Raw genomic sequence first — 22,648 nt, 5'->3', positions numbered from 1 at the left:
ATTACACCGCCTTACTGGGGTCAAAGGCGTCGCGAACCGCTTCACCGATGAAAATCAGCAGCGTCAGCAGCATGGCGACGGAAAGAAACGCGGCAATACCCAGCCAGGGCGCCTGCAGGTTGTTTTTGCCCTGCAGGAGCAGCTCGCCGAGTGAGGGCGAGCCAAGCGGCAGGCCGAAGCCGAGAAAATCCAGCGACGTCAGGGTGGTAATAGAGCTGCAGAGAATAAAAGGCAGGAAGGTGAGGGTCGCCACCATCGCGTTGGGCAGCATATGCCGCAGGATGATCTGCCGGTCGCTGACCCCTAACGCCTGCGCCGCCCGGATGTAGTCGTAGTTGCGGGTGCGGAGAAATTCAGCGCGCACCACGCCCACCAGCGTCATCCAGCCAAACAGGACGGTGATCGCCAACAGCCACCAGAAGCCCGGCTGCACCACGCTGGAGAGCAGAATGATCAGAAACAGCGTCGGCATGCCGGACCAGACTTCGATAAAACGCTGCCCCCAGAGGTCGATTTTACCGCCGTAATAACCCTGGATCGCCCCGGCCAGCACCCCCAGCACGCTGGAGAACAGCGTCAGCAGCAGGCCAAAGAGTACCGAGATGCGCGTCCCATAGAGGATCCGCGCCAGCATATCGCCGCCGTTGGCGTCGGTGCCGAGCCAGTTGCTGGCTGAGGGCGGCGAGGGAAAAGGAACCGTGCTGGCAAAATTGATCGTCGTCGCGCCGAAGCGCACCGGCGGCCAAAGCGCCCAGCCGTGGCTGGCCAGCTGGTGCTGCAGCCACGGATCCTTATAGTCAGCGGCGGTGGCGAATGCGCCGCCGAAGGTCTGCTCGGTGTAGTTTTTTAATACCGGGACGTACAGCTGGCCCCGGTACTGCACCAGCAGCGGCCGATCGTTGGCCAGCAGCTCAGCCCCCAGGCTGCAGAGGAAGAGAATTAAAAACAGCCACAGCGACCAGTAACCGCGACGGTTGTGGCGAAAGCGCGCCCAGCGGGCCTGATTAACGGGACTGAAGAACGACATTAGCGGCCCTCAAAATCAATACGCGGGTCGACCAGCGTATAGCTGATATCGCTGACGATATTAAGCAGCAGGCCGATCAGGGTGAAAATATAGAGCGTCCCGAACATCACCGGATAGTCGCGGGAGACCGTCGCTTCATAGCCCAGCAGCCCCAGACCATTCAACGAGAACATCACTTCGATCAGCAGCGAGCCGGTAAAGAACATACTGATAAAGGTGGCCGGGAAACCAGCGATCACCAGCAGCATGGCGTTGCGGAACACGTGTCCCCAGAGGATCTGTTTCTCCCCGACGCCTTTGGCGCGGGCGGTAACCACATACTGTTTGCGGATCTCGTCGAGGAAGCTGTTTTTGGTCAGCATGGTCAGGGCGGCGAAGCCGCCGATCACCGTCGCCAGCACCGGCAGGGTGATGTGCCACAGATAGTCGAGGATCTTTTCATACCACGGCAGGGTGTCGAAGTTTGGCGAGACCAGACCGCGCAGCGGGAAAAGGTCGAAATAGCTGCCGCCGGCAAAAATCACGATCAGCAGGATGGCGAACAGAAAGGCGGGGATCGCATAGCCAATGATAATCAGCGTACTGCTCCAGATGTCAAAGCGGCTGCCGTTGCTGACGGCTTTGCGGATGCCCAGCGGAATGGAGACCAGATAGATGATCAGCGTGCTCCACAGCCCGAGGCTCACCGAGACCGGCAGGCTGTCTTTAATCAGCTGCAGCACGGAGGCGCTGCGAAACAGGCTGTCGCCAAAATCAAAGCGCAGATAATCGCCCAACATCTTCAGGTAGCGCTCATGCAGCGGTTTGTCGAAGCCGTAGCGGTGGGTGATCTCGGCGATGACTTCCGGATCGAGGCCGCGCCCGCCGCGATAGTGCCCCTCGCTGATATTGCCGGCGCCGGTGCGGGCATGGCTGGCGCCCATCCCGCCGTCGCCGGCGCCTGGCATTCCGCCGTGCTGACCAAATTCGATGGCGGCGATGGCCTGGTCGACCGGGCCGCCGGGGGCGATCTGCACAATAAAAAAGTTAATGGTGATGATGGCCCACAGGGTGGGGATCACTAACAGCAAACGGCGGATCAGGTAACTGCCCATGGTATGTCCTTAGCGTCTGTCCGCGGGGAGGGTGGCCGCTTTGTTCGCGTCATACCACCAGGTATCAAGGCCGGACGAATAAATGGGGCGGGTTTTCGGGAACGAGAATTTATTCCACCACGCGGTGCGGTCCTGCGCCATATACCACATCGGCAACATATAGTGGTTCCAGGTGAGGACGCGGTCCAGCGCCCGGCCGAGCGGGATCAGCTTCTGCTTATTACCCTGCCACTGCAGGATCTGCGCAATCAGTTTATCTACCACCGGACTCTGCACCCCCGGCGCGTTGTAGCTGGAGTGAATATAGTCTGACGCCCAGGAGATTTGCAGGTCGGTCCCCGGCCAGGGCATGGCACGCCACAGGCTTGGCATCATGTCGTAATCGCGGCTGCGGCGGCGGTTGCTGTACTGCGAGTTATCCACCTGACGAATATCCATGACGATCCCCAGGCGCTGCAGGTTGTGCTGGAACGGCAGCACCCAGCGGTCATTGCTTCCGGCCGGCATCAGCAGCTCAAAGCGCAGCGGCTTGCCGGTGGCGGCGTTAACCCGGCGCTGGTTCTTCACCGTCCAGCCTGCCGCGTTGAGCAGGGCGTCGGCTTTGAGTAAGTTGGCGCGGTCAAAGCCATCGCCGCGGGAGACCGGCGGCTGGTAAACCTGACTGAAGAGCTCGGGGGGCAGTTCGTTTTTCATCGGCGTCAGCAGGGCCAGTTCGGCCGCGTCGGGCAGGCTGCGGGCGGCATATTCGGTGTTCTGGAAATAGCTATTGGCGCGCTGATAGGCGCTGTAGAACAGCGCTTTGTTCATCCATTCAAAATCAAACGCCAGGGTAATAGCCTCCCGCACCCGGCGATCGGCGAATACCGGGCGCTGGATATTGAACGCCAGCCACTGGGTATCCTGCGCCGAGGTGTTGGCATACTCCTCTTTGATGATGTAGCCGCGGCTGAAGTTGCGGCCGACGTAGCGGGTGGCCCAGTTTTTGGCGACCGTCTCTTCCCGGCGGTCGACGGCCCCGGCTTTAAAGGCTTCGAAAGCGACGTTGTCGTCAAGATAATAGTCATAGCGCAGCGTATCGAAGTTCCAGCGACCGCGGTTGACCGGCAGGTCGGCCGCCCAGTAGTCGGTGACCCGGGAATAGGTAATATACTGTCCCATCCGCCAGGCGCTGATGCGGTAGGGCCCGCTGGCCAGCGGCGGCTTTGACAGCGGGTCGCTGAGTTTGTGATGACGCCAGAACGCCTCGGGCATCACCGGCAGGCTCAGCAGGCTCAGCATGTTCTCTTTACCGGGCTGGCCGAGGTCGATACGCACGGTCAACGGCGCGATGGCCTTCACGGTGGTGCCTTTATAAAAGAGGCGGAACTGCGGCACCCCTTCGGTCATAAACTTATTGAAGGTAAAAGCGACATCGCGGGCGGTGATCGGCGTGCCGTCGTGAAAACGGGCGCGCGGGTTGAGGGCGATCTCCATCCATGAATAGTTCCCGGCGTAGCGCGCCCGCTCGGCAATCAGCGGATAGTAGCTGCCGGGCTCATCATCCGAGGTGGTGAACAGGGGATCGTAGAGCGCCTCAGTGCGTACCGCGGGATTGCCGCGCAGCGCGTAGCGGTTGAAGTTGTCAAAGGTGCCAATCGCCGCCAGGGTGAGGGTGCCGCCTTTCGGCGCCTGTGGATTAACATAATCAAAATGGCTGAAACCGGCGGCGTATTTGGGTTCGCCGATAATCGCGAAGGCGACGCTTTCCTGAATGGATTGCGCGTTAGCGCTCAGGCTAAACAGAGCAAGCAGAAGCAGAAAAAGTCGCGCATACATAGGCGGCAGAATACCCCGTCATAGCCGGCCCCCATGGCCGACTTCTGTTCCCGCATCATAAGTGAGACTTAACGCGTTGTGAAATAGTTCGCGGGTTCATCGTGCGCGGCCACCAGCGCCGCCAGCGACAGCGGCCGGCTGATCCAGTACCCCTGCAGGAAATGAACCCCCTGAGCGCGGAGCCACTCCGCCTGCTCCTGGGTCTCCACCCCTTCGGCGACGGTCATTAATTTCAGCCGGCGGCTGAGGGTCAGTACCGCATCCAGCACCGGCGAGGTAACGGTTTCGGTGCCGATCGCCTGCACAAAACCGCGATCGATCTTCAGATAGTCGAAGTTATAGCGCTCAAGGTAGATCAGCGCGCTATGCCCGGTGCCAAAATCATCAATCGCGATTTCGAATCCCTGGCGGTGGAGCCAGGCGAAGTTAGCCATCGATTTTTCTTTATCAATCATCGCCCGCTCGGTCACCTCCAGCACCACGTGAAAATGGCCGGCGGGCAGCGCGGCGGCGAAGCGCAGCATATCGTCGCGGAAGCTGTCGGCCTGCAGATGGGCAGGGGATATATTGAGCCCCAGCTTGACGCCGCGCGGCAGAATACGCTTCAACACCGCAGCATCGCGGGCGATCAGCGCCAGCAGATGATGGGTCAGCGGCACGATCATCTGCTGGGTTTCGGCCAGGTTAATAAAGATGTCGGGCGGGATTTCGCCCACCACCGGATGGCGCCAGCGCATCAGGACCTCGACGCCGCTGATATGCAGAGTCTGGGCATTCACCACCGGCTGATAGACGACGTAGAACTGGTTGTTTTTGATCCCCAGGAGAATGGATTTTCGCGGATCGGATTTGATCGTCAGCACGTAATAGCAGAGTAGCCCCGCCAGCAGGCCGCACACCACCCCGAGCAGCAGAGCAAACTGCGTATTTTCCGCCAGCCAGCTGTTGGCATACAGGTAGACTTTCAGCGGTAAACCCTCGATCTGTGTCTGGCGGATCGGCGCGTTATGCAGCGTTTGCGGATCCACCAGCCGGTTACTGAAGGTGGAGATGGCGGTGTGATCGATGGCCAGCGCAATGCCGCTGAAATCATTCTGCCGTGCAGAATAGAGGATATACGGTGTGAGATTGGCGTTAATCGACACGAAAATGCCGCTGTTTTTATCACCAGGTTTTCCTACCCACAACGCCAGCGCCGCGCTCTTCGGCATCATCGGCGTGCCCGGCAAAATGGCCATATCAAGGGGTTTGCGGATATCAATGGCTGGGATCAGCTGGGTGAGGGGGGTATCCATGGCGCCGGTTGCCGAGGAGCAAAAGGCCACGCCGTTTTTGACCAGCAGAAAGGCGCGGACGTTAGGGCTGAAAGCGGCATGGGAGGTGAGCCCAGAGTCAATATTCTCGCAGGGCTGGTCCACCAGCGGCTGCAGGCCGTTGATGGTCTGCCGCAGGTCGTGAAAGTAGCTCTTCAGATAGGTATTAACGTTGTTGATAATGGCGTCGAAACGCTCCGCCCGGTTATGGTAAATCACCATAAACTGAATGCTGCCGGCCAGTAGCGCGACGATAATTCCCACGCACAGGCTGGTTAGCCAGGTTTTACGCTGGGGCGAAAAGTAGCGAGTCAGCATAGCTATAGTCTTTCCGTGTTATTGATGCGCAGCAACGGGTTGTCAGTCGTCGTTTTTCTCATTCCCACTTAAAAGACATAGCTTATTTTGCGTCGTTCAGAATCAGGTGGCAAAAAAAAACACTGCCGGGGCAGTGTTTTTTATCCCGCTTCCAGCCAAGGGATAACCGGCGGCGGTAGAGGACAGTTTACGAGCGGCTCAGGACTCGACGCGCTTCGTTGTAGCGCTTTTTCCAGTATGGCTCATCCATGCTGGAGATAGTCACCCCGCTGCTGGTAGAGGCGTGAACAAACTGGTTGTTGCCGAGGTAGATCCCGACATGGCGGCCGGTAGAACCGGCACGGAACAGAACCAGATCGCCGGTACGCAGCTGGGTACGGGAAATCGATTTTCCGGTTTCCTGCTGTTCAGAAGTTGAACGCGGCAGTTCCAGACCAAATTGTTCGCGGAAGGTGCGCTGCACGAACGCCGAGCAGTCGATACCTTTTCGGGTGCTGCCGCCGAGGCGGTAACGTACGCCTTTCCAGCTGGCATACTGATCCATTAAACGGGACTTCACGTCCAGGTTACGGACCATCGTTTCAAATTCATCCTGAGAGGCTTGCAGTGATGATAAATCGCCACTACCCACAGCATGCGTCTCAGAATGCATATTCCTGGCGGTACTTGTTGAACTACACGCGGAAAGCAGAACCGCTACTGCAATCGCGGGGGCTACCCGCAAGATGTATCTCAAAATCGGCTGAGATTTGACCATGCTGTTTATTTTCCCTTGTTGTCCTTAACGACAATGTCGTTATAAAAAATGCCAAACGTGTTAGAGCCTAAATACCCATCCGCAATGAGACAATTCCTTAAGCTTAAATTTGTGCAGTCACGCACAATTTTATTCACGCCTTGAATTAATGTTGCGGAAAAGGCAAAACGAGAACGAGATTACCCTATCAAACGCCGCATGGCGAGCGGTTTTGCGCGATTTCTTATAAGTATTTTGGTGACAAAAAGTGAATCATCGGGAAAGGCCAAAATAGCGACAATATCGGGCAAAAAACAGACAATTCCTTCATTTGTCACGGGATTAATGTGACAAGAAGATGAACGTGATGTAGAAAAAAAGGACAATTGAAAAAAAGGGACCCAAAAGGTCCCCTTATAGATAATGAGTCTGGCGACTGCCGGAGACATTATTTGGCTGATATTCCACCGGGTAAGTAGCGATCGAAAAAGGCGATCAGTTTATCGCTCAAGGGAGTCATCAATACCCAGGGCGCGCAAATCAGCACGGCGGTCAGCGAGCCGACGGCAATATCGCTGAACCAGTGGGCGCCAATCATCACCCGCGGGAAAGCAAAGACCACAAATATCACCAGCGCCACGGCCAGCGCGCGGCGACCAAAATAGCGCCACATAAAGCTCGCGAAGATCAGCAGCATCATCCCATGATCGCCGGGGAAGCTGTCCTTGGAAGCATCCTTAGTGGGGAAGTTAACGACGTCGCTGACGCGGGTCACATCGCTGAAAAACAGCGACGGGCTGGCGCGCTGAACCGGCATCAGGTGCTGCGCCAGCTGGTTGATGATCACCGCCGCCAGCAGCATCACCAGGCCCATAATGGCGATCTGACGACGGCCTGCCGCCGGCGCCTTGAGCCAGTAGCTAAGCATCAGGCACCCCATCGCCAGCAGCGAGCAGGCGTCGAAGGCGCGATTGTTGATGATCGCCAGCAGCCAGGCGTAAGCGCGGCTGACGCTGACGCCATGGTTAAAGAAATGGAAGATCGCGGAGTCAACAGGCGCCCACGCGCCGTGGTTGGCTGGCAGATACCAGGAGCAAAATAGCGCCACACCCGCGATGTTTAGCAGCAAGATTAAAGGAATTCGGTTTTTCATCATAGCCATTGCGATTTTGTGACAGTCGGCGGCAACCTTAGCCGCCTTAACTTAAACGAAGCCTCAACAATGAGGTCTGGAGCGCATTCCAGTCGGCTTCATTAGCGGAGATAAGCTCGATGCGGCTATCGGGCGGGGCAACGCTGAGGGTCTCGATATGCAGATCCTCACCCTGGCGGTTGATCCGCACCGCCCCTTCGGCAATGCGCAGCACACCTTTGACGCGCGCCACCGGCGCCAGCCGGGCCCACTCCAGCAGGGCGATGGTGTCAAAGACCGTTTCCGCGTCGAAGATCCAACCGCAGGCCTGATAGCCCTGGCCGCTGTTAAGGTGGCGGCGCCAGCGCTGGTGTTCCGCCAGGCTAAGGGCGGCGAGACCGGCTGTTGGAGGATGGCGATGGGCGTGCTCCGCGCTCGCCGGCAGTGGGGCGGTGTTGCGCCGGGGTTCATCAAGCAGGGCGAGGTCGATATTCCCCTGGGTCGCCGACACCTGGCGGCGCTCGCCGCCCCAGCGTTGCCACCAGTCGGCAAACGCCTGAGCGCTTTCGGGCGTTTCCCGATCGCTTTTATTGGCCACGATGATATCCGCCGCCGCCAGCTGGTCGCGAAAGTTGTCGTTGTTGACCGCTTTCTCGTCCAGTAGCTGACGCGGATCGAGGATGCACAGGGTCGCGCGCAGATCGATCCAGGGTTCATACACCGCCGCGGTGAGAATATCGAGGATCTGCTTTGGATGGCCAAGTCCGGTAGGTTCGATCAACAGACGATCGGGTTTCCCCTGGCGCAGCAGGGTGTTCAGTCCGACCTGCATCGGCAGGCCATTGACACAGCACATGCAGCCGCCGGGGATCTCTTTGAGCAGGGCGCCGCTGTCGGCCAGCAGCGCGCCGTCTATCCCGACTTCGCCAAACTCGTTAACCAGTACGGCCCATTTTTCATCCGCAGGCTTCTGCGCCAGCAGATGAAGAATCGAGGTCGTCTTACCGCTGCCGAGAAAGCCGGTGATCAAATTGGTTCTGGTCACTCTTTTCTCCAGGATAAATGTAATGTTGTAACAGTTATGCCTATCCTGACGAAAAAAGAGGGAAAAGAGAAGTCCTGAGGCGGACAGAAGGGAATTCTGTCCGCATAAGCGCAAATATTGTTAAGAATCGAGCGCGCGGGCAACTGCCTCGCGGGCGCCGTGCATCGCCAGCTGCTGCCAGGCGGCGCGGATCCCGGCGACAAACAGGGCGTTGCGCGGCAGGTCGCGGCCAAATATTTCCTCCAGACCCAGCAGGGCGTCAACACGCTGCTGCTCATCGCTCTGCGCCACCCGCTGCTGGATCTTGTCCACCAGCGGATCGCGCACGTCGATGGCCTGACCGGCATCGTCAGTGCCGCTGACGTAGCGCATCCAGCCGGCCACGCCGAGGGCCAGCAGCGGCCAGCGGCTGCCGCGCTCAAGATGCACGCGAATACCGTCGAGCATGCGCTGGGGTAGCTTCTGGCTGCCGTCCATGGCGATTTGCCAGGTACGGTGTTTGAGCGCCGGGTTGCTGAAGCGCGCGATTAAGCTGTCGGCATAGGCCGCCAGGTCGACGCCGGTAATGGTCAGCGTCGGGGCCTGTTCGTCAAGCATCAGCTGGCGGGCGGCGCGGCGGAAGACCTCATCCTGCATGCAGTCGCTGACGTGCGCATGACCTGCCAGATAGCCAAGCCAGGCGAGGAAAGAGTGGCTGCCGTTGAGCATCCGCAGCTTCATCTGCTCCCAGGGCAGCACGTCGTCGGTCATCTGCACGCCTGCCGTCTCCCAGGCGGGGCGCCCGGCGACAAAGTGGTCTTCGACTACCCACTGAATGAAGGGTTCGCAGCTGATGGCGCAGGGATCTTCCACTCCCAGCACGGCGGCGATTTCCGCCAGCGACTCGGCGGTGGCGGCGGGAACAATGCGATCCACCATGGTGCCCGGGAAGCTAACGTTGTCGGCGATCCAGCTCGCCAGCGCCGGACTGCGTTTTTCCGCCATGCCGAGGACGGCATTTTTCACCACGTGGCCGTTATCGGGAATGTTATCGCAGGAGAGCACGGTAAAGGGCGGCAGGCCGCGTTCCCGGCGGCGGGCCAGCGCTTCAACTAAAATACCGGGAGCCGACTGCGGGAGCGTCGGATTTTCCAGATCGTGAACGATGCGCGGATGCGTCGGATCCAGCTTGCCGGTCGCCGGATCGATGCAATAGCCTTTTTCCGTGATGGTCAGCGAGACAATCGCCACCTGCGGCTCGCAGAATTTCTCGATAATCGCCGCCAGCGAATCGAGCCTGGCGTTCAGGCATTCGTGCACTGCGCCGATAATAATGGGCTGATCACCGTCGGCGCCTTTTTCCAGTACGGTAAACAGGTGGTCCTGTTCGCGAAGCTGGCTCATCAGCGTATCGCCGCTGAACAGACTGATTTCGCAGATCCCCCAGTCGCCGCCGAAGTTATTCAGCACGCGATCGGTCAGCAGCGCCTGGTGCGCGCGATGAAACGCGCCAAAGCCGAAATGGACAATACGCGAGCGGAGCTGGCTGCGATCGTACTGAGGACGTTGCACGTTTTCCGGTAGCGTAGCGGTTGCAATTGTTGTCATTCTTTACACACCTGTTTAACTGCTTATTAACATTACCAGTCTAAAGTTATATGACAGGAAATTAAATTGGTAAGCCGAAATTATCCGCTGACTGTGAGCTGGATCAATCAATGCGCCGGCACTGTTTGCAGCCTGCTGAGAAACATGTATGGTAGTCGTCATGAGTGTCGCCATTATTGGTATAACAACTTTTGTGAGGGCATAGCGATGGAGCAAACCTGGCGGTGGTATGGGCCGAACGATCCGGTATCGCTTGATGATGTACGGCAGGCAGGGGCGACCGGGGTCGTCACTGCGCTGCACCATATTGCAAACGGTCAGGTCTGGCCGATCGACGAGATTAAAGAGCGTCAGGCGCTGTTAGCGGCGAAAGGGCTGACCTGGTCGGTGGTCGAAAGCATTCCGGTGCACGAGGATATTAAAACCCACAGCGGGCAGTATACGACCTGGATTGCCAACTATCAGCAGAGCATCCGCAACCTCGCGGCCTGCGGCATCGATACCGTATGCTACAACTTTATGCCGATCCTCGACTGGACGCGCACCGATCTGGAATATGAGCTGCCGGACGGCTCCCGGGCGCTGCGTTTCGATCAGATCGCCTTCGCCGCCTTTGAACTGCATATCCTCAAACGCCCGGGGGCGGAAGCGGATTACAGCGAAGAAGAGCAGCGCCAGGCCGAGGCGTATTACAAGGCGATGAGCGAAGCGGACATTGAGAAACTAACCCGCAATATCATCGCCGGCCTGCCGGGGGCGGAAGAGGGTTACACCCTCGACCAGTTCCGCGCGCGTCTGGCGGAATATGACCACATCGATAAAGCGCAGCTGCGCGAAAATATGGCCTATTTCCTGCGGGCCATCGTGCCGGTGTGCGAAGAGGTGGGGATCCGTCTGGCTGTGCATCCGGACGATCCGCCGCGGCCGATCCTTGGCCTGCCGCGTATCGTCTCGACCATTGAAGATATGCAGTGGCTGAAAGAGACAGTGGACAGCATTAATAATGGCTTTACCATGTGCACCGGATCCTATGGCGTCCGCGCCGATAACGATCTGGTGAAGATGGTGGAGACCTTTGGCGATCGCATTCACTTTACCCATCTGCGCTCCACCTGCCGTGAAGCGAACCCGAAAACCTTCCACGAGGCGGCGCACCTTAGCGGCGACGTTAATATGGTGGCGGTGGTGGATGCGATTCTGCGTGAAGAGCAGCGGCGTAAGCAGGCCGGCGATCTGCGCCCGATCCCCTTCCGTCCGGATCATGGTCATCAGATGCTCGACGATCTGCGCAAGAAAACCAACCCAGGCTATTCGGCGATTGGCCGTCTCAAGGGGATGGCGGAAGTACGCGGCGTGGAGCTGGCGCTGAAGATGACCAAATACCCTGAACTGTTGTAATCGCGGCAATGGGGATAATAAAAAGGACAGCCAGCGGCTGTCCTTTTTTATGTCAACTCGTCACGGAAGATTAATCCGCGCGGCCCATATAGCGGCACTCTTCGATATGAATGCGGATTTTCTCACCGGTGGTCAGGTATTCCGGCACCTGAATCACCAGGCCAGTGCTCATGGTGGCGGGCTTGGTGCGGGAGCTGGCGGATGCCCCTTTAATCCCCGGCGCGGTTTCGATAATTTCCAGGTCCACGGTCTGCGGCAGCTCAAGCGCCAGCAGTTGCCCATCCCAGGTCAGCACCTGCATATCCGGCATGCCGCCTTCCGGAATAAACTGCAGCTCTTCTTCGATCTGCTCTTTCGTGAAGGTGTAAGGGGTGTAGTCTTCTTTATCCATGAACACGTATTCGTTGCCATCGACATAAGAGAAGTCAACGAAACGGCGGGTCAGGGTCACGGTATCGACGATATCGTCGCCTTTGAAGCGCTCTTCTACTTTCAGGCCGGTACGCACATCGGAGAAGCGCATTTTATACAGTGTCGCAGCACCGCGGGCGCTGGGTGACTGAATATCGATATTTTTCACAATCAGCAGCTTGCCGTTGTAATTCAGCACCATACCTTTTTTAATTTCATTCGCTCTTGGCATTGCAGTAATCCTGTCACTTAACGAGTCAAAAATATCGCGTAAAACTACTCGCGCCCGGGCGTTCAGGCAAGTGGAATTCGCGAGTTTTGCTATCTTCTGGCAAAACGTTTAGGCTGTGGCGCAAAATGAGCGTTCGGGAGCTGGGTTGTGGAATGTCGTACTGATTGTGGCGCATGTTGCATCGCCCCCTCTATATCATCGCCGATCCCCGGCATGCCGCAGGGCAAGCCGGCCAACACTCGCTGTATTCAGCTCTCCGAGCACAATCTGTGCCTCATTTTCGGTTCCCCACTGCGCCCGAAGGTGTGCGCCAGCCTGCAGCCCTCGCCGGAGATGTGCTTGACTCATCGTGATGAAGCCATTACCTGGCTGCTGGCGCTTGAGCTGGCCACCGCGCCCTGAGCTTAAAGCAGCAAATGAGACAGGTTTTTGATATGGACGCTGAGGCCGTCCAGCAGCGCCTGGACGCGCAGCGGAAGAATGTCCCGTCGCTGGTAGATAAGCCAGGCCTGCAGATCGATACAGCGCTCCTTTTTCAGACAGGGAACCAACTGTCCTGCCGCCAGCTCGGTGGCGAGTGAATAGTAGGGCGCATAAACGATCCCCATCCCCAGCTTCGCCAGCTCCACCGCCGGCAGCGTGTTATCGCACACGAATCCCCCCTTTACCGTGAGATTAAGCGGTTTGCCGTTTTTGCTTTTGAAGGTCCAGATATTGTCGCTGCCGCCCAGCATACGCAGGGTGATGCACTCATGATCCACCAGCGCCTCCGGTTCGGCGATAGGGTGTTGCGCGAGGTAATCCGGGGAGGCGAAGACGCCGGTACGAAAGCGGGTAAACGGGCGGGCGATGAGGTTTTCATTCTGTGGCTTAAAGGGGCTTATCAGCAGATCGCAGTCGCTATTGAAAATGGCGCCGTATTTCTGTTCCCGCTCGCTGGCGTTGCGGGTGACCAGATTGATCTGCAGCTCCGGCAGCGTTTTTCTTAGCGCTGGCAGAATATAGCGCCCGAGAAACTGGTGGATGCCGATGGGCGCTCCAAGGGTGACAACGCCCTGCAGTGTGTTCTTATAACGGTCGGCGAGGTTGATAAGCTGCTCATGCTGCGCAAGAACGGCGCTGCTGGCGTGAATAAACTGCTCGCCGAACTCGGTACGCACCAGTTCCCTGGCGGTGCGCAGAAAAATAGCCAGACCGACTTTCCGCTCCACGCTGGTCAGCGTCCGTGAGACGTTAGACTGGGGCATATTCAGGCGCTGGGCTGCCCGGCTTACGCTGGCGGTTTCGGCGATGGCGCAGAGGATCCTCAGCTCGTCCATTTTAAAGTCTTTCAACATCTTATCGCTGCCTGATATTAATGGTATATCAAAAATGATATATCAGTTTGGCTGAATTGCCATGTGATTTATTGATCCGCTGAACGTATGATGGCCTTTGCGTTGAACAGTCGTTTATTTAAGGAAATCTGTGCGTTTTATTGCTTCTTTTGTGGTTCTCGACGTGATTAAAAATAACGATCTTCCCGCTGGCTTACTGAGTGTATATGCACCATGCTGCTTAATTATTTTGCTTTGTTTGTATTAATACTGGTATTTCTCATATTGTTTTATGGAGTTATTATTATCCACGATATTCCCTATCACATCGCGCAAAAACGCCAGCATCCCCATCAGGACGCGATTCATGTAGCAGGCTGGATAAGCCTGTTTACCCTGCATGCTATCTGGCCTTTTCTGTGGATCTGGGCCACGTTGTACCGGCCTGATCGTGGCTGGGGGATGGCCTCACAGACCGAGGGACATCAGCAGCGAGCGGAGCTGGAGAAACGCATTGCGTTACTTGAAGCGGCATTAAAAAACAGCCAGCAGGCGTCGGTGGAGAATAGCGAGAAATAATATGGATCTGTTAATTATCCTTTGCTATGTCGCCATTGCCTGGGGCGTGTTTAAAATATTTCGCATTCCAGTAAATAAATGGACGATCCCCACCGCTATATTAGGCGGAATAGTGATCGTCGGTGCGCTAATATTAACGATGAACTATAACCACCCCTATACGATGCGAGCGCAAAAAATTGTCGTCTCCATTCCGATGGTGCCGCAGGTATCAGGCGAGGTGGTGGAGGTGACCAGTAAAACCAATGTGTTAATGAAGAAGGGCGAACTGCTGTTTCGCATCGACGATACCCGCTACCGCGCACGGCTGAACAAGCTGAAAGCCGATCTGGCGGCCGAGGAGGCCACGCTGCGGGCGAAGCAGGCAACCATTGACGATGCCAGCGCCAGAGTACAGCAGGCGCAGGCGGAGTACGACCGGGTCACCCGCGACTACCAGCGCTATGCCCAGGGAGCGGCCATGCCGGTGAATCCTTTTTCGGAACAGGATGTGACTCATGCCAGGCAGCAGGTGCAGATCCAGTCGGCGGTACTGCAGGCGGCGAAAGCGCAATTACAAAACGCCCGAGAGCAGGTATCCGGACGCTACCACGGGCTGGATGCCAATATTGCCAGCCTGAAATCGCAGATCCTTGAAGCGGAGTATAATCTGGCGCAAACCGTGATTCGCGCGCCGAGCGACGGCTACGTCACCCAACTTCTGGCGCGGCCGGGGATGACCGCGGTGCGTCTGCCCTTCAAGCCGGTGCTGGTGTTTATTCCCCAGCAAAAGCGCCAGGTGGTGGCGGTATTCCGCCAGAATTCGGTCCTGCGTCTGACGGCCGGGGATAGCGCGGAGGTGGTGTTTAACGGTCTGCCGGGCAGCGTCTACAGCGGTAAGGTATCGCGGGTGTTGCCGACCGTCCCGGACGGCAGCTACCAGGCCAGCGGCGCGCTGCAAGGACTGAACGCCGGGGCAGGGAAAGAGGGCATTTACGTGCTGATCGACCTCGATCCCCATCCGGAAGTGGAACATTTACCGGACGGGGTCAGCGCCCAGGCGGCGGTGTATACCGATTATTTTGCCCATGTGTCGATTATGCGCAAAGTGCTGCTGCGCATGACCAGCTGGCTGCATTATCTCTATCTGGATCATTAATCCCCATTGCCCGGCTCCGGCCGGGCAGCCTTATCTAGACGTCCCTGATCCGCCACAGGCAGGCCTGCGTGGCGATCCCCATGACCAGCGCAATCCAGAACACCGCATGATAGCTCCAGATCTCTGCCACCACGCCCGCCAGTGAGCCGGCGATGATCCAACCGACGCGGGTGGTATTGGTGTAGAGGGTGGTGGCAGCGCCTGCCTGCCCGGGCATCAAATCCTGGAAATAAAGCATGCCAATCCCGGCGAGGATCCCAATATAGATGGCGTTCAGCACCTGCATCGCCAGCAGCAGCCCCGGCGTATGCACCGTCAGCATGCCCACATAAAACAGCACCCCAGCCACCGCGGAGAGGCGCATCAGAAAGCGTTTACCGAAGCGCCGGGCATAGTAACCGGCAATCAGCATGGTGGGGATTTCCAGCCCGGCGGCGGTACCCATCATCAGGCCGGCCAGCTTCTCCGGCAGATGCAGCTCGTTAATGATAAACAGCGGCATATTAATGATGTACAGGCTGTTCGTGCCCCACATCAGCGTGCAGATGCTGAACAGCAACAGCGCATCGCGGCGGTGCGTGCGCGGGGCTTCCAGCCGGCCGGTCGCCACCGCCTTCGCTTTGCGCATGCTGGGCAAGAACAGCCAGACCATTATCCCGCAGACGATAAACGCCGCCGCGGCGCTGAGGTACATCGCGGTAAAGCCAAACCCCATGGCCAGCGCATAGGCCAGCGGGGGACCAATCACCCATGCCAGGGAAACCTGGGCGCGCAAAATGGAGCTGAACATTACCGCTTCGCGGCCGGTTTTGTCGGCATGCTCGCGCGCGAGGGCGAACATCTGTGGGTTGGCGGTCGAACCAAAGCTGCTGAGGAAGACGCCGACGAACAGCAAAATGAAGTAGTTCCGGTTCCAGGCAAACAGCACGCAGGCCAGCACTCCCAGCAGGCAGCAGACGACAATCAGCTGCTTGCGGTCGCCCTGACGGTCAGAACGTCCGGCGAGGAACTGGCTGACCAGAATGCCTATGACGGCGCTGCCGGTAAAAAAGAAACCCACCATCGCCGGGCGGACGTGTACTTCATTGGTCAGAAACAGGCTCAGGGTCGGCGTCTGCAACGCCCCGGCAATGCCCGTCAGAAAGGCGACGATCAGGAAGGCGGAAGAGGTGACATCGAACCCGCGTCGGGGAAGGGCGGCGCTTCGGTTTTCCATGTGTTTGGTTTTCTGTAGTTTCAGGAGACGGCGCGGAGTTTACGCCTGCTGGCTGAAAATAAACAGTAGTATGGCACGAATAATTAAAAAGGCGTTTCAAAATACAAGGTTCAGCAAAAAGCTGACGCTTACCCCAGCCAGGCGCCAGGGCTTCAGCAAAAGTGTGCAGTACCTCTAAGTTCTGCAATCAAGTCGCTGACGTACCTTGCGCATTGAGCAAGAAAGGTACAAAATTCTTGAAACGTTTCAGCGTCATTCGACATATCGTTCACCGTCAGATGGCGCCTTTTTTCTCAAGTTAGCTGAAACGATTCAATTCAGCAGGAGAGGAGAACCATGTTCCAGTTATCTGTGCAGGATATTCATCCCGGCCAGCAGGCCGGTAATAAAGAAGAGGCCATCCGGCAGGCCGCCGCCGCGCTGGTCAGCGCCGGCAACGTGGCCGATGGCTACGTGAACGGCATGCTGGCACGCGAGCAGCAGACCTCGACCTTCCTCGGCAACGGGATCGCGATCCCGCACGGCACGACGGATACGCGTGATCAGGTGCTGAAGACCGGCGTTCAGGTGTTTCAGTTCCCGCAGGGCGTCACCTGGGGCGAAGGGCAGACCGCCTATGTGGCGATCGGGATTGCCGCCAGCTCAGATGAACACCTCGGCCTGCTGCGTCAGCTGACCCACGTGCTGAGCGATGACGCCGTCGCCGCCCAGCTGCAGTCCGCCACCACCGCGGAAGAGCTGCGTGCGCTGCTGATGGGAGAGAAACAGAGCGAAGCGCTGAAGCTGGATAACGAGACCCTCAGTCTCGACGTCGCGGCCAGCGATCTGCTGACCCTGCAGGCGCTGAACGCCGCGCGTCTGAAAGAAGCAGGCGCGGTGGATTCCGCCTTCGTTAGCCACGTCATTAACGATACGCCGCTGAACCTCGGTCAGGGCATCTGGCTGAACGACAGCGCTGAAGGCAATCTGCGCAGCGCCGTGGCGGTCAGCCGCGCCGCCACCGCCTTCACCCGCGACGATCAGCCGGTTTCCCTGCTGGTCACGGTGGCGATGACCGACGAGCAGCCAACCGCGGTGCTGAACCGCCTGAGCAAGCTGCTGCTGGACAAGAAAGCTGAGCATCTGCTGAAAGCCGACGCCGCCACCGTGCTGGCGCTGCTGACCAGCGACGACGCGATTGCCGAAGATGTGCTGAGCGCCGAATTTGTGGTGCGCAATGAGCATGGCCTGCATGCCCGTCCGGGCACCATGCTGGTCAACACCATTAAACAATTTTCCAGTGACGTCACCGTCACTAACCTCGACGGTTCCGGCAAGCCGGCCAACGGTCGTAGCCTGATGAAGGTCGTGGCGCTGGGTGTGAAAAAAGGTCACCGTCTGCGCTTTACCGCGCAGGGTGAAGATGCGCAACAAGCGCTGGATGCGATTGGCGAAGCGATCGCCGCAGGCCTTGGGGAGGGCGCATAAATGAGCAGACGTGTAGCAACCATTACTTTAAACCCGGCGTACGATCTGGTGGGCTTCACCCCGGAGATCGAGCGCGGTGAAGTGAACCTGGTGCGTACCACCGGCCTGCACGCCGCCGGGAAAGGCATCAACGTGGCGAAAGTGCTGAAAGATCTTGGCATTGACGTCACCGTCGGCGGCTTCCTGGGGAAAGACAACCAGGATGGCTTTCAGCAGCTGTTCAGCGAGCTGGGGATCGCCAACCGTTTCCAGGTGGTGCAGGGCCGGACCCGCATCAACGTTAAGCTGACGGAAAAAGATGGCGAAGTGACCGATTTCAACTTCTCCGGCTTTGAAGTGACCCCGGGCGACTGGGAACGCTTCGTCAACGACTCCCTGAGCTGGCTCGGGCAGTTCGATATGGTCTGCGTCAGCGGCAGTCTGCCGTCCGGCGTCAGCCCGGAGGCCTTTACCGACTGGATGACCCGTTTGCGCAGCCAGTGCCCGTGCATCATTTTCGACAGCAGCCGCGAAGCGCTGGTTGCCGGACTGAAAGCGGCGCCGTGGCTGGTGAAACCGAACCGTCGCGAGCTGGAAATCTGGGCTGGCCGTAAGCTGCCGGAGATGAAAGACGTTATCGACGCCGCCCATGCGCTGCGCGAGCAGGGGATCGCTCACGTAGTGATTTCCCTGGGCGAAGAGGGCGCGCTGTGGGTGAACGCCTCCGGCGAGTGGATTGCCAAGCCGCCTTCAGTCGAAGTGGTCAGCACCGTTGGCGCCGGCGATTCGATGGTCGGCGGCCTGATTTACGGCCTGCTGATGCGTGAATCCAGCGAACATACCCTGCGCCTGGCGACCGCTGTCGCTGCCCTGGCCGTCAGCCAGAGCAATGTAGGGATCACCGACCGTACCCAGTTGGCCGCGATGATGGCGCGCGTCGACTTACAACCCTTTAATTGACAGCAGGAGAGGCATAATGAAAACGCTGCTGATTATTGATGCCGGACTCGGACAGGCGCGCGCCTATATGGCGAAAACCCTGCTGGGCGCCGCCGCGCCAAAAGCGCACCTTGAACTGATTGATAACCCCAACGACGCCGAACTGGTGATTGTTCTCGGGTCGGCGCTGCCCACTGACAGCGCGCTGAACGGCAAACAGGTTTTCCTCGGCGATATTAATCGCGCCGTGGCGCACCCGGAGCTGTTCCTGAGCGAAGCCAAGGGCCATGCGACGCCGTACGCGGCGCCTGCCGCCGCGGCAGTCCCGGCGGCCACCAGCGGACCGAAACGTATTGTCGCGGTCACCGCCTGTCCGACCGGCGTTGCCCATACCTTTATGGCCGCTGAAGCCATTGAAACCGAAGCGAAAAAACGCGGATGGTGGGTGAAAGTGGAAACTCGCGGCTCCGTCGGCGCGGGCAATGCTATCACCCCGGAAGAGGTGGCCGAGGCGGATCTAGTGATCGTCGCCGCTGATATCGAAGTCGACCTGGCGAAATTCGCCGGCAAGCCGATGTATCGCACTACCACCGGTCTGGCGCTGAAGAAAACCGCCCAGGAGCTGGACAAAGCGGTGGTGGAAGCCAAACCGTACCAGCCTTCCGGGAAACCTCAGGCTGCTGGCGAAGGTAAAAAAGAGTCGGCGGGCGCCTACCGCCACCTGCTGACTGGCGTCTCCTACATGCTGCCGATGGTGGTGGCGGGCGGCCTGTGTATCGCGCTCTCCTTTGCCTTCGGGATCAAAGCGTTTGAAGTAAAAGACACCCTGGCGGCGGCGCTGATGCAAATCGGCGGCGGCTCGGCCTTCGCGCTGATGGTGCCGGTGCTGGCGGGCTTTATCGCCTTCTCTATTGCCGACCGTCCGGGTCTGACCCCGGGTCTTATCGGCGGTATGCTGGCGGTCAGCGGCGGCTCCGGCTTTATCGGCGGGATCATCGCCGGTTTCCTTGCCGGTTACGTGGCGAAAGCCATCAGCACTAAGCTGAAACTGCCGCAGAGTATGGAAGCGCTGAAGCCAATCCTGATCATTCCGCTGGTTTCCAGCCTGATCGTGGGCCTGGCGATGATCTACCTGATCGGTAAACCGGTCGCCGGTATCCTCGCCTGGCTGACCCACTGGCTGCAAACCATGGGCACCGCCAACGCGGTTCTGCTGGGCGCGATCCTCGGCGCGATGATGTGTACCGACATGGGCGGCCCGGTGAACAAAGCGGCCTATGCCTTCGGCGTTGGCCTGCTGAGTACCCAGACTTACGCGCCGATGGCGGCGATCATGGCGGCCGGTATGGTGCCTCCGCTGGCGATGGGTGTCGCGACGCTGGTTGCCCGCAATAAGTTCGACAAAGGGCAGCGGGAAGGGGGCAAAGCCGCGCTGGTTCTCGGCCTGTGCTTTATCTCTGAAGGGGCGATTCCTTTTGCCGCCCGTGACCCGATGCGCGTGCTGCCTTGCTGTATCGTCGGCGGCGCGGTAACCGGCGCTATCTCGATGGCAATTGGCGCAAAACTGATGGCGCCGCACGGCGGGCTGTTTGTTCTGCTGATCCCGGGGGCGATTACGCCAGTGCTGGGCTACCTGCTGGCGATTGTCGCCGGGACGCTGGTGGCGGGCCTCTCCTACGCGGTGCTGAAACGCCCGGAAGCGCAGGTAGCGGAAGTCGAAAAAGCGGCATAATCTCTCCGCAATAAAAAGGGCCGACTGTTCGGCCCTTTTTTTATGTCTCTGTTTACGCCACTTCGGCGATCTGCTGCGCCCGCAGCCAGGCTATCTCTTCCGCCCAGATATCCGGGTTGATGGTTTCCAGAATCAGCGGAATGCCGTCGAAGCGGCTGTCCTGCATGATCCAGCTGAAGCAGTCGTGGCCGATGTTGCCTTCCCCCAGACTATGGTGACGGTCAACCCGGCTGCCAAAGGCGCTCTTGGCATCGTTGAGGTGCATGCCGCGCAGATACTGAAAGCCGACGATACGCTCGAAGTCGGCAAAAGTCTTCTCGCAGGCTTCGGCGCTGCGCAGGTCGTAGCCGGCGGCGAAGGCATGGCAGGTATCGATGCAGACGCCGACGCGGGTTTTATCTTCCACGCCATCGATGATGGCTGCGAGATGCTCGAACTTAAAGCCGAGGTTGCTGCCCTGGCCGGCGGTGTTTTCGATCACGGCGGTGACGCCTTCGGTCTTGGCCAGCGCGATATTGATCGATTCGGCGATGCGCGCCAGGCACTCCTCCTCCGGGATCTGCTGCAGATGGCTGCCGGGGTGGAAGTTGAGCAGCGTCAGCCCCAGCTGCTGGCAGCGGGTCATCTCATCGATGAAGGCATCACGGGATTTTTCCAGCGCTTCTTCCACCGGATGGCCGAGGTTAATCAGGTAGCTGTCGTGCGGCAGGATCTGCCCGGGGCCAAAGTGATACTTTTCACAGGCGGCTTTGAATTCGGCGATGGTCTCGTCGCTGAGCGGCGCGGCGCGCCACTGGCGCTGGTTTTTGGTGAAGAGGGCGAAGGCGGTTGCTTCGATTTCGGCGGCGCGAATGGCGGCATTGGCCAGTCCACCTGAGGCGCTCACGTGCGCTCCTACGTATTTCATAAAAAAACTCCAGTTAAAGCCGCTGGGGGGTGGGTAATGATAGCGGCTTAACTGGAGAAAGATGTAGTGCTTTATGCCATCAGGCTGTGGATCGCGACGTTAATGGCCCCGCCGCCGACAATCAACCAGACGAACAGCATCAGCGCCATCAGCAGCGGTTTCGCCCCGGCTTTTTTCAGCGCGCTGACGTGAGTGGTCACCCCAAGAGCGGCCATGGCCATCGCCAGCAGGACGGTATCCAGCGTCACCAGCATATCCACGACCGCTTTCGGCAGCAGATGGAAGGAGTTAAACACTGCCACCAGGATGAACATAATGGCAAACCACGGAATGGTGATTTTGCTTTTCTCGCCGTTACCCGCCGGGGTCAGCTGTTTAACACGCGCCGCCAGGAACAGCAGGAACGGGGCCAGCATCATCACGCGCAGCATTTTAGCGATAACCGCGGCATTCTCCGCATCCGGGCTGACCGCATGGCCGGCGGCGACGACCTGCGCCACTTCATGCATGGTGGAACCCATATAGATCCCGTAGGTCTCCGGGGTAAACCAGTGCGCCAGCAGCGGGTACATCGCCGGGTAGAGGAAGATGGCGATGGTACCGAAGATCACCACCGTGGCGACGGCGACGGTCACTTTACTGGCTTCGGCTTTGACCACCGGCTCGCTGGCGAGCACAGCTGCAGCGCCGCAGATGCTGCTGCCGGCGCCGATCAGCCAGCTGGTGTGCTTATCGAGCCCAAACACTTTCTGGCCCAGGAAGCAGGCGATGAAAAAGGTGCTGGAGAGCGTCAGAACGTCAATCAAAATACCGCTCACGCCGACGTCGGCAATCTGGGCGAACGTCAGGCGGAAGCCGTAGAGGATGATCCCCAGGCGCAGCAGATGCTGTTTGGCGAAGATCACCCCGCCGTCGCAGGGTTGCCAGATTTTCGGATAGACCGTGTTACCGACGACCATCCCGAACAGGATAGCGAGGGTCAGGGCGCTGAAGCCCGCCCCGGCGATGGCCGGAAAGCTACCGGCCCACAGGGCGGCGCCGGTCAGGGCGGCGGTCAGCGCCAGGCCTGGGACAAAATGCCACAGGGAACGATGTTTGGTGGGTAAAGTGAGTGCTGTCATAACCTTCTCCTTTGTCTGCCTAAAGGTTACGCCGCGCGGGATTAAATATAAAATTGATTATATGTTTATAATCAATCGTAATAAGTGGTTAATGACCGCTTCGCCGGTGACAATGGGGCAGGGGAGTGAGGCGCGGAGGCGAGCTG

The 22,648-nt window shown here is 58.6% G+C and carries 20 protein-coding genes; 7 read left to right on the top strand and 13 right to left on the bottom strand.

Going from position 1 to position 22,648, the window contains the following annotated elements; genetic code table 11:
• Position 1: 1 nt before the first annotated feature.
• The 8 genes from GT756_RS17510 to GT756_RS17475 all read right to left on the bottom strand — a co-directional run bounded on the left by GT756_RS17510 (position 2) and on the right by GT756_RS17475 (position 10,067).
• Positions 2 to 1,027 (bottom strand): microcin C ABC transporter permease, encoded by a 1,026-nt coding sequence (locus tag GT756_RS17510; RefSeq protein ID WP_160124963.1) that lies wholly within the window; start codon positions 1,025 to 1,027, stop codon positions 2 to 4.
• Positions 1,027 to 2,121 carry a microcin C ABC transporter permease YejB gene (locus GT756_RS17505; RefSeq protein WP_004201658.1) on the bottom strand — a complete coding sequence of 365 codons (1,095 nt, stop codon included), beginning with the start codon at positions 2,119 to 2,121 and terminating at the stop codon, positions 1,027 to 1,029. Before GT756_RS17505 ends, GT756_RS17510 begins: the two co-directional genes overlap by 1 nt.
• A gap of 9 nt (positions 2,122 to 2,130) precedes the next feature.
• Complete coding sequence (locus GT756_RS17500; protein WP_160124962.1) at positions 2,131 to 3,936, bottom strand: extracellular solute-binding protein; 1,806 nt, start codon at positions 3,934 to 3,936, stop codon at positions 2,131 to 2,133.
• A 68-nt stretch (positions 3,937 to 4,004) separates the two neighbouring features.
• Positions 4,005 to 5,567, bottom strand: a complete 1,563-nt coding sequence (locus GT756_RS17495) for a cyclic di-GMP phosphodiesterase (RefSeq protein ID WP_065878348.1) — start codon at positions 5,565 to 5,567, stop codon at positions 4,005 to 4,007.
• Positions 5,568 to 5,754: 187 nt separating this feature from the next.
• Positions 5,755 to 6,324, bottom strand: coding sequence for a bifunctional murein DD-endopeptidase/murein LD-carboxypeptidase (mepS, locus tag GT756_RS17490; protein WP_004201653.1), 570 nt, complete (start codon positions 6,322 to 6,324; stop codon positions 5,755 to 5,757).
• A gap of 427 nt (positions 6,325 to 6,751) precedes the next feature.
• Positions 6,752 to 7,465: a phosphatase PAP2 family protein gene (locus GT756_RS17485; protein ID WP_172613748.1), complete on the bottom strand. Its 714-nt coding sequence runs from the start codon at positions 7,463 to 7,465 to the stop codon at positions 6,752 to 6,754.
• A 37-nt stretch (positions 7,466 to 7,502) separates the two neighbouring features.
• The gene (locus GT756_RS17480; protein ID WP_043520310.1) at positions 7,503 to 8,480 is read right to left on the bottom strand and encodes a GTP-binding protein; all 978 of its coding nucleotides are present in this window, start codon (positions 8,478 to 8,480) and stop codon (positions 7,503 to 7,505) included.
• Positions 8,481 to 8,600: 120 nt separating this feature from the next.
• Positions 8,601 to 10,067, bottom strand: a complete 1,467-nt coding sequence (locus GT756_RS17475) for a mannitol dehydrogenase family protein (RefSeq protein ID WP_160124961.1) — start codon at positions 10,065 to 10,067, stop codon at positions 8,601 to 8,603.
• Positions 10,068 to 10,274: 207 nt separating this feature from the next.
• On the opposite strand from GT756_RS17475, the gene uxuA reads away from it, so the two are divergent.
• A complete protein-coding gene (uxuA, locus tag GT756_RS17470; protein WP_048325164.1) occupies positions 10,275 to 11,465 on the top strand; it encodes a mannonate dehydratase in 1,191 nt (396 codons plus the stop codon).
• Positions 11,466 to 11,535: 70 nt separating this feature from the next.
• Here uxuA and yeiP read toward each other — a convergent pair whose 3' ends face one another.
• Positions 11,536 to 12,108, bottom strand: coding sequence for an elongation factor P-like protein YeiP (gene yeiP / locus GT756_RS17465; protein ID WP_002912951.1), 573 nt, complete (start codon positions 12,106 to 12,108; stop codon positions 11,536 to 11,538).
• A 147-nt stretch (positions 12,109 to 12,255) separates the two neighbouring features.
• On the opposite strand from yeiP, the gene GT756_RS17460 reads away from it, so the two are divergent.
• Positions 12,256 to 12,510: a YkgJ family cysteine cluster protein gene (locus GT756_RS17460; protein ID WP_004201647.1), complete on the top strand. Its 255-nt coding sequence runs from the start codon at positions 12,256 to 12,258 to the stop codon at positions 12,508 to 12,510.
• Between the two features lie 2 nt (positions 12,511 to 12,512).
• Here the strand turns inward: GT756_RS17460 and GT756_RS17455 are convergent, their stop codons facing one another.
• Positions 12,513 to 13,445, bottom strand: a complete 933-nt coding sequence (locus GT756_RS17455) for a LysR family transcriptional regulator (protein ID WP_017899320.1) — start codon at positions 13,443 to 13,445, stop codon at positions 12,513 to 12,515.
• 213 nt (positions 13,446 to 13,658) lie between these two features.
• Between GT756_RS17455 and GT756_RS17450 the strand changes: the two genes are divergently transcribed.
• Positions 13,659 to 14,003 carry a DUF3302 domain-containing protein gene (locus tag GT756_RS17450; protein ID WP_017899321.1) on the top strand — a complete coding sequence of 115 codons (345 nt, stop codon included), beginning with the start codon at positions 13,659 to 13,661 and terminating at the stop codon, positions 14,001 to 14,003.
• A 1-nt stretch (position 14,004) separates the two neighbouring features.
• Positions 14,005 to 15,141 (top strand): HlyD family secretion protein, encoded by a 1,137-nt coding sequence (locus GT756_RS17445; RefSeq protein WP_004201644.1) that lies wholly within the window; start codon positions 14,005 to 14,007, stop codon positions 15,139 to 15,141.
• Between the two features lie 34 nt (positions 15,142 to 15,175).
• On the opposite strand, the gene setB is transcribed toward GT756_RS17445, so the two are convergent.
• Positions 15,176 to 16,357 carry a sugar efflux transporter SetB gene (gene setB / locus GT756_RS17440; RefSeq protein WP_048325162.1) on the bottom strand — a complete coding sequence of 394 codons (1,182 nt, stop codon included), beginning with the start codon at positions 16,355 to 16,357 and terminating at the stop codon, positions 15,176 to 15,178.
• A gap of 336 nt (positions 16,358 to 16,693) precedes the next feature.
• Here setB and fruB point away from each other — a divergent pair, with 336 nt between their 5' ends.
• Genes fruB through fruA form a run of 3 tightly spaced genes read left to right on the top strand, consistent with a single transcriptional unit; the run spans position 16,694 to position 20,474 of the window.
• Positions 16,694 to 17,824: a fused PTS fructose transporter subunit IIA/HPr protein gene (gene fruB / locus GT756_RS17435; protein ID WP_160124960.1), complete on the top strand. Its 1,131-nt coding sequence runs from the start codon at positions 16,694 to 16,696 to the stop codon at positions 17,822 to 17,824.
• The gene (gene fruK / locus GT756_RS17430; RefSeq protein WP_002912941.1) at positions 17,825 to 18,763 is read left to right on the top strand and encodes a 1-phosphofructokinase; all 939 of its coding nucleotides are present in this window, start codon (positions 17,825 to 17,827) and stop codon (positions 18,761 to 18,763) included. It begins immediately after the preceding gene.
• 16 nt (positions 18,764 to 18,779) lie between these two features.
• On the top strand, positions 18,780 to 20,474 hold the full coding sequence (gene fruA, locus GT756_RS17425; protein ID WP_004201641.1) for a PTS fructose transporter subunit IIBC: 1,695 nt from the start codon (positions 18,780 to 18,782) through the stop codon (positions 20,472 to 20,474).
• A 52-nt stretch (positions 20,475 to 20,526) separates the two neighbouring features.
• On the opposite strand, the gene nfo is transcribed toward fruA, so the two are convergent.
• On the bottom strand, positions 20,527 to 21,381 hold the full coding sequence (gene nfo, locus GT756_RS17420; RefSeq protein WP_023318749.1) for a deoxyribonuclease IV: 855 nt from the start codon (positions 21,379 to 21,381) through the stop codon (positions 20,527 to 20,529).
• A 71-nt stretch (positions 21,382 to 21,452) separates the two neighbouring features.
• A complete protein-coding gene (locus tag GT756_RS17415; RefSeq protein WP_004201639.1) occupies positions 21,453 to 22,502 on the bottom strand; it encodes a YeiH family protein in 1,050 nt (349 codons plus the stop codon).
• Positions 22,503 to 22,648 lie beyond the last annotated feature (146 nt).

This window comes from Klebsiella sp. Q2 (assembly GCF_009900705.1).
GTDB lineage: Bacteria > Pseudomonadota > Gammaproteobacteria > Enterobacterales > Enterobacteriaceae > Klebsiella > Klebsiella quasipneumoniae.
This window is presented reverse-complemented; position numbering and strand designations above follow the sequence as displayed.

What these genes read in the sequence shown, in the direction of transcription:
- GT756_RS17510 (WP_160124963.1), bottom strand. Translation starts at nt 1,027, where the DNA reads ATGTCGTTCTTCAGTCCCGTTAATCAGGCCCGCTGGGCGCGCTTTCGC.
- GT756_RS17505 (WP_004201658.1), bottom strand. Translation starts at nt 2,121, where the DNA reads ATGGGCAGTTACCTGATCCGCCGTTTGCTGTTAGTGATCCCCACCCTG.
- GT756_RS17500 (WP_160124962.1), bottom strand. Translation starts at nt 3,936, where the DNA reads ATGTATGCGCGACTTTTTCTGCTTCTGCTTGCTCTGTTTAGCCTGAGC.
- GT756_RS17495 (WP_065878348.1), bottom strand. Translation starts at nt 5,567, where the DNA reads ATGCTGACTCGCTACTTTTCGCCCCAGCGTAAAACCTGGCTAACCAGC.
- mepS (WP_004201653.1), bottom strand. Translation starts at nt 6,324, where the DNA reads ATGGTCAAATCTCAGCCGATTTTGAGATACATCTTGCGGGTAGCCCCC.
- GT756_RS17485 (WP_172613748.1), bottom strand. Translation starts at nt 7,465, where the DNA reads ATGGCTATGATGAAAAACCGAATTCCTTTAATCTTGCTGCTAAACATC.
- GT756_RS17475 (WP_160124961.1), bottom strand. Translation starts at nt 10,067, where the DNA reads ATGACAACAATTGCAACCGCTACGCTACCGGAAAACGTGCAACGTCCT.
- uxuA (WP_048325164.1), top strand. Translation starts at nt 10,275, where the DNA reads ATGGAGCAAACCTGGCGGTGGTATGGGCCGAACGATCCGGTATCGCTT.
- yeiP (WP_002912951.1), bottom strand. Translation starts at nt 12,108, where the DNA reads ATGCCAAGAGCGAATGAAATTAAAAAAGGTATGGTGCTGAATTACAAC.
- GT756_RS17455 (WP_017899320.1), bottom strand. Translation starts at nt 13,445, where the DNA reads ATGTTGAAAGACTTTAAAATGGACGAGCTGAGGATCCTCTGCGCCATC.
- GT756_RS17450 (WP_017899321.1), top strand. Translation starts at nt 13,659, where the DNA reads ATGCTGCTTAATTATTTTGCTTTGTTTGTATTAATACTGGTATTTCTC.
- GT756_RS17445 (WP_004201644.1), top strand. Translation starts at nt 14,005, where the DNA reads ATGGATCTGTTAATTATCCTTTGCTATGTCGCCATTGCCTGGGGCGTG.
- setB (WP_048325162.1), bottom strand. Translation starts at nt 16,357, where the DNA reads ATGGAAAACCGAAGCGCCGCCCTTCCCCGACGCGGGTTCGATGTCACC.
- fruB (WP_160124960.1), top strand. Translation starts at nt 16,694, where the DNA reads ATGTTCCAGTTATCTGTGCAGGATATTCATCCCGGCCAGCAGGCCGGT.
- fruK (WP_002912941.1), top strand. Translation starts at nt 17,825, where the DNA reads ATGAGCAGACGTGTAGCAACCATTACTTTAAACCCGGCGTACGATCTG.
- fruA (WP_004201641.1), top strand. Translation starts at nt 18,780, where the DNA reads ATGAAAACGCTGCTGATTATTGATGCCGGACTCGGACAGGCGCGCGCC.
- nfo (WP_023318749.1), bottom strand. Translation starts at nt 21,381, where the DNA reads ATGAAATACGTAGGAGCGCACGTGAGCGCCTCAGGTGGACTGGCCAAT.
- GT756_RS17415 (WP_004201639.1), bottom strand. Translation starts at nt 22,502, where the DNA reads ATGACAGCACTCACTTTACCCACCAAACATCGTTCCCTGTGGCATTTT.